The sequence below is a fragment of the Lysinibacillus sp. JNUCC-52 genome (genome assembly GCF_015999545.1).
Taxonomy (GTDB): Bacteria; Bacillota; Bacilli; order Bacillales_A; family Planococcaceae; genus Lysinibacillus.
The window spans coordinates 402,702-415,454 of sequence record NZ_CP065546.1 but is presented as its reverse complement, the minus strand read 5'-3'; the positions used below and the strand labels follow the sequence as shown (position 1 = coordinate 415,454).

11 protein-coding genes and 1 pseudogene are annotated in these 12,753 nt (G+C 35.1%); 3 read left to right on the top strand and 9 right to left on the bottom strand.

Translation table 11 applies throughout. The features are described from left to right. Positions 1-26: 26 nt before the first annotated feature. The 5 genes from JNUCC52_RS02255 to JNUCC52_RS02235 form a co-directional block, all read right to left on the bottom strand. The gene (locus tag JNUCC52_RS02255) at positions 27-200 is read right to left on the bottom strand and encodes a hypothetical protein (RefSeq protein ID WP_337981233.1); all 174 of its coding nucleotides are present in this window, start codon (positions 198-200) and stop codon (positions 27-29) included. Positions 201-412: 212 nt separating this feature from the next. Further along, on the bottom strand, positions 413-862 hold the full coding sequence (locus JNUCC52_RS02250; RefSeq protein ID WP_337981232.1) for a hypothetical protein: 450 nt from the start codon (positions 860-862) through the stop codon (positions 413-415). A gap of 242 nt (positions 863-1,104) precedes the next feature. Continuing rightward, a complete protein-coding gene (locus tag JNUCC52_RS02245; protein ID WP_172770964.1) occupies positions 1,105-1,251 on the bottom strand; it encodes a hypothetical protein in 147 nt (48 codons plus the stop codon). Beyond that, positions 1,244-2,092 (bottom strand): acetyl-CoA carboxylase, carboxyltransferase subunit beta, encoded by an 849-nt coding sequence (accD, locus tag JNUCC52_RS02240; protein ID WP_337981231.1) that lies wholly within the window; start codon positions 2,090-2,092, stop codon positions 1,244-1,246. The genes JNUCC52_RS02245 and accD overlap by 8 nt, the downstream gene beginning before the upstream one ends. Positions 2,093-2,113: 21 nt before the next feature. Then, positions 2,114-2,329: a hypothetical protein gene (locus tag JNUCC52_RS02235; protein ID WP_337981230.1), complete on the bottom strand. Its 216-nt coding sequence runs from the start codon at positions 2,327-2,329 to the stop codon at positions 2,114-2,116. A gap of 1,612 nt (positions 2,330-3,941) precedes the next feature. Here JNUCC52_RS02235 and JNUCC52_RS02230 point away from each other — a divergent pair. Together JNUCC52_RS02230 and JNUCC52_RS02225 are read left to right on the top strand one after the other, a co-directional pair. Then, a pseudogene (locus JNUCC52_RS02230) lies at positions 3,942-4,154 on the top strand (disulfide oxidoreductase); the annotation flags it as partial. An 81-nt stretch (positions 4,155-4,235) separates the two neighbouring features. After that, entirely contained in the window at positions 4,236-4,856 is a 621-nt protein-coding gene (locus JNUCC52_RS02225) for a class I SAM-dependent methyltransferase (RefSeq protein WP_337981229.1), read from the top strand. A 306-nt stretch (positions 4,857-5,162) separates the two neighbouring features. Here the strand turns inward: JNUCC52_RS02225 and JNUCC52_RS02220 are convergent, their stop codons facing one another. The 4 genes from JNUCC52_RS02220 to JNUCC52_RS02205 all read right to left on the bottom strand — a co-directional run bounded on the left by JNUCC52_RS02220 (position 5,163) and on the right by JNUCC52_RS02205 (position 10,881). After that, complete coding sequence (locus JNUCC52_RS02220) at positions 5,163-6,356, bottom strand: MFS transporter (protein ID WP_337981228.1); 1,194 nt, start codon at positions 6,354-6,356, stop codon at positions 5,163-5,165. A gap of 240 nt (positions 6,357-6,596) precedes the next feature. Then, entirely contained in the window at positions 6,597-7,820 is a 1,224-nt protein-coding gene (locus JNUCC52_RS02215; RefSeq protein WP_337981227.1) for an amidohydrolase, read from the bottom strand. Continuing rightward, a complete protein-coding gene (locus JNUCC52_RS02210) occupies positions 7,817-9,064 on the bottom strand; it encodes an amidohydrolase (protein WP_337981226.1) in 1,248 nt (415 codons plus the stop codon). The genes JNUCC52_RS02215 and JNUCC52_RS02210 overlap by 4 nt, the downstream gene beginning before the upstream one ends. A gap of 596 nt (positions 9,065-9,660) precedes the next feature. Beyond that, positions 9,661-10,881, bottom strand: coding sequence for an amidohydrolase (locus tag JNUCC52_RS02205; protein WP_337981225.1), 1,221 nt, complete (start codon positions 10,879-10,881; stop codon positions 9,661-9,663). 423 nt (positions 10,882-11,304) lie between these two features. Here JNUCC52_RS02205 and JNUCC52_RS02200 point away from each other — a divergent pair, with 423 nt between their 5' ends. Beyond that, the gene (locus JNUCC52_RS02200) at positions 11,305-12,180 is read left to right on the top strand and encodes a LysR family transcriptional regulator (RefSeq protein WP_337982169.1); all 876 of its coding nucleotides are present in this window, start codon (positions 11,305-11,307) and stop codon (positions 12,178-12,180) included. Positions 12,181-12,753: the final 573 nt, after the last annotated feature.

Below are 12,753 nucleotides of genomic sequence, written 5' to 3'. Positions count from 1 at the left end.
AAAAGAGAGGTTCTTATGTAATATTGTTAGTTATCACACAAACAATTACGAAATGAAGAATCTCTCTGGTGTATAAGGTTTTTTAAAATCCAGTTATCATCTTTTAATGCTTGGTTTATAAGAAAGAGTAGTTTTTCTACTGTAGGCTTTGTTGATTTCATTTCGATGATGACTTCGTCTTTAGTTTCTTTAAAAGACATATTTTCATCTCCTCAGAATTATTTTTAAAATTTAGAAATAATAGTTGGTACTTTTACTAAATTTTAATACAAATTATCTTGTAGTTAAATTTAATATTCCCAAACCCTCGTTTGGTACCATTGCTTAAAAGTTGTTTACAAAATAAATTAGCCCTTTAGTGAGAAACTTATCCTTGTTACAGAAACGCGCCCAATTGCTGAATTAGTGAAAACTACTTTTCAATTGTAAATTCTTGACGATGAGTGCTACCATACCCCGATGACGAGTCAATAGCGATTTCATAGTTTCCTTTTGGGATTTTACTTATCAATAATCTATATTCAATTTTCTCATTAGGTTTTAATACCAATATTCTACCTTCATTGGCGTTTTCATTTAAATCTATGTGTTCCACTATTATTTCTCCAGAAGGTATCTCTTTGTTATCTAGATTACCGATTGACATATTGTATTCTAACCAAGTGGGGAATTCCAACTCTGCCTTGTTTTCCCCAACATTAGTAAGACTGAAAAGGAATTCTCTTTTGCCATTAGCATTTCCTTTGTCCTCTAATTGTGAAAGTATTTTTGGGTCTTCTTGCTTCTGATTACCATTGAAAAATGCTGTGAATCCAACGCATATGAAAAGTAGTCCTATTAATATTATAAAAGTCTTTTTCAAGTCCACACCCCCTACAATTAATATTAGCACGCTTCCTCCATTAAATGGCCCTTTAATGAAAAAGAGCGCTGATCCTTATTTCAGAATCGCGCACGTTTGTTGAATATCGTTTTTTAATTAAAGGCTTTATAATTAAAGTATGGGAACGATAAAAATGCAGTTTGTTTTAAAGCGTCAAATATACAAGTTTTTTTCAGATAATACTCTCTACATAAAATTTAAAAGTACTATAATAGCCTTGTTTATATATTTGCATAAAAAGCTGTATAAACAATATTCATACAAAAAAGCTCAGCTGTGTTAGACGTCTTTGTAGCAATCATTTTTAATTCATCAATTTTTTCTCGTAATTGTATTACTGGTTCTTCAAAAGCTAAATTTTTAGACATGTTGCCCACCGCCTTTTGTATGCATTTTTACAAGCATTACTACTTGATTTCGTAAATCCTTCCGATGGAAAACAGCATCAAGCTGACCATGCTCTAGTAAAAACTCTGACTTTTGGAAATCATTTGGTAATTTTTCTCTTAATGTTTCTTCAATGACACGGCGACCAGCAAAGCCAATCAATGCTTGTGGTTCAGCAATATTAATATCTCCAACAGAGGCAAAGCTTGCTGAAACGCCCCCGTATGTAGGATGCGTCATAATCGAAATAAATAATAGTCCTTCTTCACTATGACGTTTTAATGCCACACTCGTTTTTACCATTTGCATTAATGATAGAATACCTTCTTGCATGCGCGCTCCACCACTAGCAGTAAAAATAATAATCGGTACACGTAATGCAATAGCCTTTTCAACGGCACGTGTGATTTTTTCTCCTACAACGGAGCCCATTGAGCCCATACGGAAATGAGAATCCATAATGGCTACAACAATTTCTTCTCCATCAAGAGTACCAAACCCAGTCAGTACAGCTTCGCTTAATCCCGATTGTTGTTTAGCCACTGAAATTTTTTCTACATAATCAGGGAAATTAAGTGGATTACTTGTTTGTAAATGATCATCCATTGAAACAAAAGAACCTTCATCTAAGAGATATGCTACGCGCTCCTGTGCAGTCATTTTGAAATGATGGTCGCATTTTGTACACACTTTATGATTTTTTTCTAATTCCTTTGTTAACTGAATGTGACGGCATTCTGGACATTTTGTCATAAGTCCTTCTGGAAATCCCTTTTCCTGTCCGTCCTCTTTCTTTTTACTAAATACGTTACGTATTACCATGTTTTACTCCCCCTTTGATTTCTAAATGCCTTGTACAGCATTCATCCACTGTTGGTAAGCTTTTAATGCTTCTTTTTCATAGCCAAGCTGCATCGATTTCGTTTGAATGATTAATTTTTCTTCTTCTGTTGAGTTTCGACTTAAACGGTCACCGTCATAACTGCTAACTGAAACCAGACTTTTAGTGAAAGAAGATTTCTTGACGTGATGATTATTTCTCGTAAAACATCCCGACAATTAATCGTACTTTCTATCTCTAGCTTTACAAAAAAGCTGCCCCACTCTGGTAGTGTTCGCAGAGTCTCTGTACAACTTATAACGCGAATGGCTTCCTTTTCATAAATTTGTCGCGTTAATTGGACATCCTTTTTGATTTTTCATCTTCTAATATAAACATCGACAATATTTCTACGAGCTGATGCTTTTGTAGAAGCTAGAAACGTTGCTCCACGTCTCATTTCGATAAGTCCTAATTACTCTAAACTTCGCAATGCCTCTCTCAGAGGAACGCCCGACACCTAGATGTCTGAAAGGACTCTTTCGGAAGATGACTTTTCACCAGCCTATATTTTTTCTATTTTAATAAGTTGTCGTAATTGTTGGACGATATCTAAAAATACTTTCTTTGTTCGATTTTTTTATCTATAAGATCAACTTCTTAGTCAATCTATTCGCCTTGGAATAATTATTACTGTCGCTTTCCTTTCGCGCAGATAAACAATGCATCCAAAGGCTTTATCTTCATTCAGTTGGTGTTTGGATACCTACTAAAAAGAAACAAAATCCTCCATCTTCAGATGATGGCGTCTCTTAATGAATGAATTCAAAAGTGGTCTGGCCACTTTTAAAGTTGGCTTTATCTTACAAAATAATTATTTGAAAGTAAAGAAAAAACTGCATAAAAATTTATGCTGTTTCTAAAATTCTCTTCAATTTCATATTCTTTTCGTCGTTTGTACATATTTTATTTTCATTTGAGGTCTACCAAAGCACTGTTCAAACGTTCTCTCAATGTAAAGTAATTCATCTTCTAGTAAAAGCTCCTGAACAAGATGAAAAATTTGCGGGAATAAGGTTTAATGATTCTACGGTGAAATAGTTAGATTTTTGACAAGCTGAAAAAACCATTTGCTCTACTCGCTTTTCAATTGCATAGTTCTTAATAAATCTTGAACTATTCTTCCTCAATCTTAATAAATCTTATTTTATATTCATCATGAAGTGCTGAAACAAGAAAAATCAGGCTACTTAACCCATTGAGAAATGGGAATTAAGTAGCCTAAAAGTGATTAAGCGTGTATCTAACTCTAGTTTTGGTTATAAAATTGTAATAGTTTGTAATTTAATGATTTTTTAAAGCTTATAAATTGTATCTAGAGAGGATTTATTAAATGAATTTATTAATACTGCCAATCTATTTTTTTTATTATTTTATTTGCAAAATAGAATGCTATCCATGTTAATATAACGGGAATAGCTAGATGATACATCCAATTATTCCCTAATAAGCTGAAGATGAATTGAAAAAGATCATATAGTAATGCAACACTTGCATAGATAAGTATTTCAATGAATGGATAGATACTTCTACGTATTATTGCGAATATCATCCCCACAACTAATAAACCTATACTAAAAAATATCAAAAAGTTCACCTCATTTTTTCGGTCTATAACTATGTGCGTAAACTACTGTCCAGCAGGTAAATGTAAGTTTCCATCTTGATCGTACAAGTATTCCAGATTGTTTACAAACGATATTGATTCGCTTTATTATACTTATAGGTAATAGATTCATTTTTCCCTGCATTTTTCACGCTTTTTGCAAGACGATTCCCAACCTCATCATACTTATTGGTGGCTGCATATCATTAATACACTATCTTGAACAGAAGATTCCTGGCTTCGGTGGATTTAAACCGTGTGTAAGTGGTGTCCCTTGTAATATTCAATATATAAATTGGTTTGGGTTTGTATCAATCCCCTTTCTTGCGTTAACAGCCTTTGCGCTCATTACTATTAGTATGTTAGTGATGTCTCGAGCTAAAAGGTTGGTGGAGTAAGGTCACTCCTAGCTTCGGAGGCTTCACAGGATTTAAGGAATTCAAATGCTTCGATATTACTGTAGAAAGGTGGATGATATATTGAATAATACGTGGAACAAGATTATTTACAAAGTGGGCTCTTCTTTCTATGATAAATTTTTTAATACAGGTATTTTTTTAAAGACTAGGAAAAGAATTTTTCAAAAAGCCCCTTTTCAAAGTAACCAAAAAATCTTATATGTAGGGATTGGTACTGGAGCTGATTTAGAATTAATTAACTATGGTGATTTTGATATTACAGCTATTGATTATTCTCCTGACATGCTAGCTAAAGCTAAACGTAAATTCGAGCACTCTTCAATTGAATTTTTAGAAATGGATGCTCAAAATATGACTTTTGAAGATGAATCATTTGACTATATTGTAGCGAGTTTAATTCTCTCTGTCGTTCCTGATGAAAATAAATGCTTTGGAGAGATGATAAGAGTTTTAAAGAAGGATGGAAGAATTCTGATCTTTGATAAATTTGCTGCTAAAAATCAAAAATTAACACTAACAAAAAAACTGTTAAGGCCTTTTATAAGCATATTAGGAACAGACATTGGTCGAAGTTTTGAGGTATTGTTTAGTAAGAATAAACACAGGCTTAACATTTTAAAGGATGACCAAGTTATGTTAAGGGGAATGTATAGATATATTGAAGTAATTAAAGTTATTTAACCTTAAAAGGCTTACTCAGAAATAGGCATAGCTGAAGAGTGCTATGCCTATATTTAAAACTGAACTTATTGAAGGTTTTTTCTAAGAAAGAACACATTCTAGTATTAAACGAGACCTACTAATAAGTTAATATACTTATAAGATACGAATACATAGTAATGCTTATTAAGATCGAGCGTGATTATAGAACAGAAAAAAGAGTAGCTTCGGCTACTCTTTTTTAATTTGAATACTATGAACTTTCATTTTGTATTTTGACTAAAACAGTATGAATCATAATGATTTCATTCAATAAACCTGTTAATTCTAACGATATTTTTTATTGCCAATCAAAAACGTCAAGACAAACATCATAACATACAGCAACATAATAATCGCAAGCGTATACTGATGATTCGCCGTCCAGTCAAAGACAAGTGCAATTAGAAGTGGCAATAAACCACCAATGATGAAACCACCTGTCTGCATCATCGCTGTCCATGAACTTGCCTCTTCTGCAGTCTCTGTCTCATCAAGAGGTAAAAGCAGTGCTATTGGGAATAAACCACCAAGGGGAATTCCCATGATGAATGCGCCAACCCACATAAGTGAATGAACCCCTGTCCAGAACAGTACGACTGCTAACATCCCAGCTATTAGGATCAGCAATAGCCAAAACTTCCGTGCAGGAAAACGCTCCATTAGCAGCGGTAGAAGGATGTTAAAAAATATCTGAACTGTCGTCATTATACTCAGAAGTGTCCCAGCCTGTAGTAAAGTCAACCCTGAAGATGTTGCAATCGGTGCAAGCCATGTAATGATTGAAAAGAATGCGGAGGATTGCAATCCGAAGAATAGCAAAAACAACCATGCCTTCCGTGATTTCCACGGAGAATTCACCTTGTTTCGCTGACTTTTCGCTTTAACAGAATTGATTTGCGGACCTTCCATCTGTCCTTTCATCGCTAAGAACCATGCGACAAGACCAATTAGCGCAAGTATGGACCAGATGCTTAAAGCAAAAAAGTAAGACCCAGTAGTGTCAAAGAATACCGCTGTCAAACCCGCACTCGCTGCCGATCCTACTCCCATCCCGAAAGAATAAATTCCGATGACTGACGCAGCTTTGTCAGGAAAATACTGTTTGATCATTGCTGAAAGAAGCGGTCCCACTACTGCGATTGCGATTCCGATAATAAATGCTGTAACTACAAGCACTATAAATCCTGAAATAAAGCCACGTAAAGCGGTCATTACACCGATTAGAGTTATCATTACAGCCATCGTTCTTAGCAACCCAAATTTCCGATTCAATAACGGAGCCAATGTGGCGAAAATTCCCATACAAATGACTGGTACTGCTGTTAACAGGCTCACTTGTGCATTTGATAACAATAATTGCTCACGAATAGTTTCCAGCATTGGGCCAATAGATGTAATTGCTGGACGCATATTTATGGCGATTGAAAAAATAGAAAATATTAATAGAATTGAATTCCATTTTTTCGTTTCTTTAGACATTAGTACTTTCCTTTCTTTCATAAAACATTTAATAAAAAAATTAATCTTACATTAAGTTAATCACTCTGATGCAATTATTGCCTTATCATAAGATTCTTTCGAACTAAAAATATTTTTATAGAGCGTTAATTGTTAGTGAGAATTCGTAAAGTGAGCAGACATAAAAACAACCACCTTATCGATGGAGTCAGAGGTTATTTTTATTCCACTTCTTCATTAGATGATTTTCGTCGAACCCTTCTAATGTTTTGATTTGTATAACCTACCTTTATGCATCAACTGTCTTTTTTTCGGTAGCCTTGCAACCGCCTCTGCACTGCAGCTGGCATCTATAAATACAAAACTGGCCTCATCCCCAACCAGAGGCCACACTTGTTCACCTTCACCATTCAGTGGTGTTACGCCTTGTGTAATTAAACTTAAACTTTCACGTAACGAGCGTTCGCTTGATTTCCCTGTGTATTCGCAAAAATTATACACTTTTTCTAAAATATCACCTGGCACATATGGACTCCAAGAATCAAAAAAACCGTCACAGCCCAAGGCAACTTTAACGCCTTGCGCTATCATAATATCAATTGGAATGAGTTGAGAGTTTATAGAAATAGGAATAGTTGACATTATTCCCGCATTATACTCGCTTAATTTTTTGGCAAATTGCTTTTGCATAGGAGGTGCCAATTTACTTAAACCAAATGCATGGCTAAAAGCAGTGGCTCCCTTATAATCTTGTTCTTTCACCATATCCAGCCATTTATCCATAGTATAGAAACCTACTTGTCCTTGATCATGCAGATGCATGTCGACATCCACATTGTACTCTCTAGCTATATCCATTGTGACTTGCAGTGATTTTTCGATGTCTTTATCGATGCCTGACGGGTCAAGTCCCCCTAAGATTGTTGCACCAGATTCCAATGCTTGTCTTAATAAGGCAGGCATTTCTTCATGCTCAAGTAAGCCTTGTTGTGGAAACGCGACAATTTCATATGTTACATATTGATCATAAGCTTTAAGTGCTTTTTTAACGGCTTCTAAATTTCTTAATTTAATGTATGGATCAATATTGACATGTGTTCGAATATGATTCACACCATTACTCAAATGCAGTTCAATCATGGCAGATGCCCTCTGTTCCGCAGTTTCAATAAGTTCCTCTAATTCAGCTGCTTCAAGAGCCAATCTCTCGGATAAACTTTTCATAGGACGACAAGCTTTCCATCCTAATGAAAGGTAGGTCTTATCCAAATGATTATGCATGTCTTTGAATGCAGGAAGAGCTAATTTCCCTTCCATATCAACTGCATCTGCGTCCAAGACATTTTCAGTTGCGGGAATAATCGTCTGAATTACTCCTTCTTGAGCAACTTGAATATGAAACAAATCGGTTTTTGTTTGAATGCTACCATCTCCATACGTTGTTTCACCAACTTCTAATCGAACGTTTCGTAGCCAAGTACTCAACGAAATTCCCCCTTTAGCTCTATCTCTTCTTCATGAATTATGTTCCCTTTTGAAATTACTGTCGAAAGCGGACACTGTCTAGCAATTAGATGCGCAGAGCTAACTGCATCAACGAGTAACGCATTGGCTACATCACCAACTTTTGGCCACTGTTGTTCACCATCTTCATTTAATGGTGTTAATCCTCCTGTCGCATATTTCAAGGATTGGCCAATATGCCACTCATCGATGTAGCTAAAACGTTGTACAAACTGATTTAATTTATGGATCGTATCGCCACTTCCAAATGGGGACCAGTGATCAATCAGGCTATCATGCCCAAAAGAAACTTTTACGCCCCGATCATACATATATTTCACAGGAATTGTAATCGGACCCACACCTATTGGAACCGTTGTTGTTACGCTAACATTATTTGCAGCCATTTGATCTAGCAAATTGTCTAATGTTTGTTGTGGTAAGTCCGCTAATGCATATGCGTGACTAAGGGTTACTTCCATTTTGAATGATCTTTGTTGGATTTCATTTAGAATATGTTGGATTTCTAATGCCCCTAATGTGTTTTGTTCATGTAAATGAATGTCAATTGCAACATCATATTTTTCGGCTAATTGAAAAGTTGTTTTTAAAACTTCCATGCTATTACGATCTACTAAAGCGGGGTCAACCCCCCCGATATGAGTAGCGCCCATTTGTAATGCTTTTTCAAGGATTCTTAAAAACTCTGGACCATTCCGTAATATACCATGCTGTGGGAATGCGACGATTTCATATGTTACTTGATCTTGGTAACTTTCTAACACATGCTTTACTATTTCCATATGCTTCGTCTCAATATGCGGGTCAACATTTACATGTGTACGAATATGTGTATGTCCATTTTTTATATAATGCTTTACCATAGCATGAGCTCTCTCTGCAGCTACATCCAGTTGTTTAGGCAATATAGTCGCTTCTTCTTTAAAACGAGTAAAAATCCCTTCTGTAGCTGGAGATGGTGCTTTCCACTCGCCACCGAAGTATGTTTTATCAATATGTGTATGCATTTCTTTGAACGATGGAACGAGTAGTTGCTCTTTAGCATCGACTACTACTGCATCATTTGTTTCAATTGTTGTAGATATTTCAACAAACTTGCCATTTTCAATCAAAATATCAACTATTTTCGTTTCGGTAGCTGTGACAAACGATTGATCATACAAATACCCTGTTTCCAACCGCACATTCTTTAATAATAATGCCAAACCAATCTCTCCTTATATATTTCTTTGTTTTATAGAATAAACTTAAGAGCTTTTAAAACTTAAGTGACTTGCACTCGCTTAATAAATAGAGAACAAATCAGACTAATAATTGCTATGACGACAGCAAAGGTATATGCATTTTGAATGTAATGAATTAAGCCCCCTGCCTGAACAGCAACATCATGAGGAATATTAACGTGAGATAAAAAAGCCATTGCACCGTAGCTGGATAAATATGAAATTCTATCATTAAATGATGTAAAGCAATATTAAGGGATGTTTCACTAAACATGCCCATAAATCCACAAATGACTAAGGAGATTATTAGTGGTACATTTCCCAATGGACTTCTTTGAATGTCAGACATTATATGCCTTCTTCAACTCTTAATTGTTTAAAAACAATACCTAGTTACTACTTCACCATATTAGATTTATTTAATGTTTGTAAAATTCCGATAAATAAGCTCATAGAATAATGATTGCAAAATCTAAAATCCTAGCAACTATTCTGTGAGCATTCTAGTCCATCGATATTTAAATTTAGAATGTCTTACAAACTGACAGAATGATTCAAGTTATTATTTATAGAGTTTATTAGAGAGAACTTGAAACTAATTGCCCTCTGAACATTGTAGCTACTCGCTTGGCTCTCCGTGCAACTGCTTCAGCAGAACAAGAAGCGTCGACCAACACAATATTTGCCTCATCGCCAACTTTTGGCCAAACTTGCTCACCTTCATAATTAAGAGGCGTCTTACCGTCAGTAATATAGCTTAGTGCTTGTGCCAATGAACGTTCATCCACCCAACCAGAAATTTCAGCTAAACGTCCAACATTTTCTAAAATATCTCCATTACCAAACGGTGACCAAACATCAAAAATATTATCGCATCCAACTGCAACAGACACGCCATTTTGTCGTAATAGGCCCATCGGAGGAAATTTTCGATTAATTGGCACACTAGAAATAATAGTAATTCCCGCATCAGCAAGTAATATAGCCATCTCTTCAGCTTGAGATAAAGGGATATCTCCAAGCCCAAAAGCATGACTAATCGATACTTTTCCTTGCAAACCAGCTTCTATTGTTAACTGAGCTAGTTTCTTTATTGTAAAAATCCCTAAATGATTCGGATCATGCAAATGCAAGTCGATTCCTGCTTTTCCTTCTACAGCTAATTCAACCATTGCTTTTAATGAGGCATTAATATCTCCATCCACAGTAGCTGGATCAACACCGCCTACATGTGTCGCTCCATTTTGTAATGCTTTTCTTACTAACTCTCTTGAATCTGTACGTAATAAGCCATGTTGAGGAAAGGCAACAATTTCATGCGTTAATTTCCCCTTATAAGAGTGCAATGCTTTTTGAACTTCTTCTAAATTTTTTAATCCGACTTCTGGATATATATCTACATGTGTACGTACATGCGTAATACCAGATTTCACATATATTCCAAGTAACCTTTCCGCACGTTCCTGTGTGGTCGTTTTCAGCGTAGGAAGAACCTCTTTTTCAATTTCAAGACGTTCAAAGATATTACGCACGGGTGTTACAGAACGCCATCGATCACCAAGCAATGTTTTATCCAAGTGGCAGTGTTTTTCAATAAAAGAAGGAAGTGCCAGTAGATGTTGCGCATTTTCCCTTGGCAAATCATCGTTTATCTCCTCAATAGAAGATAATATTTTTTCTATCTTTCCGTCTTTAATTAGCAAATGGAAACAATCCGTATGTGTAGCAGTTACCACGCCATCTTCGATTTGGAAGCTTGTCTCCAAACGTGTATTTGTTAACCAATAAGTAGAACTCATATCATCCAATCCCTTCTATCAATCATTAAGCATATCCTAAGAATTTAACTCACCCCAGCGCTGATACACCATAATGCAATCTTCATCCAACTATCGGACGATTAGTTAATGTTGTAATTGCTCCAGCTTCCCTATAAATCAATAATGGTTTCTATGTCTCCTTCTGCAGACGCGGAAAATAACCGAAGTTCCAAATTAGTTTCCTCCTTTTATTTGATTGTACAGGTGAACTTTCCCCGTATTTTAGAGTCAAGTTACTTGTGGTAATCATAACAACAAGGTAACTTTAAAAAATCCCTTTCAGATTTATATAGCCAGATTCCCCTTAATAAACATGTTATCATGAGGTTACATATATGAAAAATATTAATAATATTTGTTTTACTAATGTTTTTCATATACCTAATGGAAAGGATGTTAATGATGGATATTAGGCAACTACGCTATTTTATTGCAATTGTAGAAGAAAAGAAGATTTCTGCTGCTGCTAAAAGACTTCATATATCCCAACCACCATTAAGCCAGCAATTGAAAGCAATGGAGACGGAACTCGGTTCAAAATTAGTTGAGCGAAGTGGGAAATATTTAGTAGTGACAGAGGCGGGAAATGCTCTATACAAAAATGCTTTAGAAATAACTCAATTGATGGAGGAAACCAAAACTGAGGTAATGGAAGTCGGGAAAGGCATAAATGGAAGATTAACAATTGGGGTAAATACCTTTTCTGTTAATGGAATGTCGCATATTCTTGAGCAATATCAAAAACAATTTCCAAAGATTACTTATAAAATTCAACAAAATGAATCTTCTATTCTTTGTCAATTAATCAGAGATCGAATTGTGGAATTAGCAATTATCCGCATGCCATTAAATTTGGATGATTTTTCTGTACTCCATCTCTGTAACGAACCTTTTTATTTCATCACATCTAGAAAGCAGACATCATTTGATCAGGAAGTAACACTGGATGAAATTCAACATTACCCACTCCTAATTCCCAGTACAGAGGGTCTAGGTGTGCATTACTTAATACTAGAAGCTTTTTCTCGATTTAAACTCCATCCTAATATTGTTGGAGAATGTTCTGATATCAGTCTTTTGATGGATTTAGTTACAGCAGATTTTGCTGCATCTATTATTCCAGAAACCTTACTTCATTGCTTTCAAGGATATCCAATAAATGCTTATCGGATAACAAGCACAACAGAGTTGACTGGATCAGTCGGATTAATATGGCTAAAAGATCATAGCTTGTCCAAGGCTGCTCAAAACTTTATAGAGATGTTTCAAAATGTATAAAGATTTAGTCTTCAAATACACCAAATTCGATTCTAAATTTAACAAATATCAGTACTTATTAAATTGATATACAGCAAATGCCAAGATTAAAGAGCCTAAGGTGTGGATCGCTTGAATAAAAAAACAATCCACCTGAAAAGTGTTTAAATTTTGTCATTAAATGAAAGAAACTAGAATAGTTGTGATTCTGTAACAACCAGCTAAGTTTGTCACTCGTTTGAATAATTTATAAAAATAATGGATAAATCTTCATTAAACAATAATTAGCATTATTTAAACGAATAATCCCCTTTTAAACGATAAATTATGAGGAAAGCTGTGTCCAAGATATTTATATTATGTAAACTAAAATTATTCGGCGAGGAGGAGGGCTTGGACGTCGATTACCTATAGTGATTCTTGCTTCAGTTCCTAATAATTTTCGTATGAATGATAACTATCCTTTTGGAAAATGGGATGATTATATTATTGATTATAATGCTATGAGCGCTATCGAGATTGAAAACAACCTACTGTTGCCCATCTCGATAACGCTCATAGCTAATATCGGTCACTTATTTTGCAAAGTATGAA

Excerpts from the sequence above, each read along its gene's own strand:
- JNUCC52_RS02255 (WP_337981233.1), bottom strand. The coding sequence starts at position 200 with ATGTCTTTTAAAGAAACTAAAGACGAAGTCATCATCGAAATGAAATCA.
- JNUCC52_RS02245 (WP_172770964.1), bottom strand. The coding sequence starts at position 1,251 with ATGTCTAAAAATTTAGCTTTTGAAGAACCAGTAATACAATTACGAGAA.
- accD (WP_337981231.1), bottom strand. The coding sequence starts at position 2,092 with ATGGTAATACGTAACGTATTTAGTAAAAAGAAAGAGGACGGACAGGAA.
- JNUCC52_RS02220 (WP_337981228.1), bottom strand. The coding sequence starts at position 6,356 with ATGTCTAAAGAAACGAAAAAATGGAATTCAATTCTATTAATATTTTCT.
- JNUCC52_RS02205 (WP_337981225.1), bottom strand. The coding sequence starts at position 10,881 with ATGAGTTCTACTTATTGGTTAACAAATACACGTTTGGAGACAAGCTTC.
- JNUCC52_RS02200 (WP_337982169.1), top strand. The coding sequence starts at position 11,305 with ATGGATATTAGGCAACTACGCTATTTTATTGCAATTGTAGAAGAAAAG.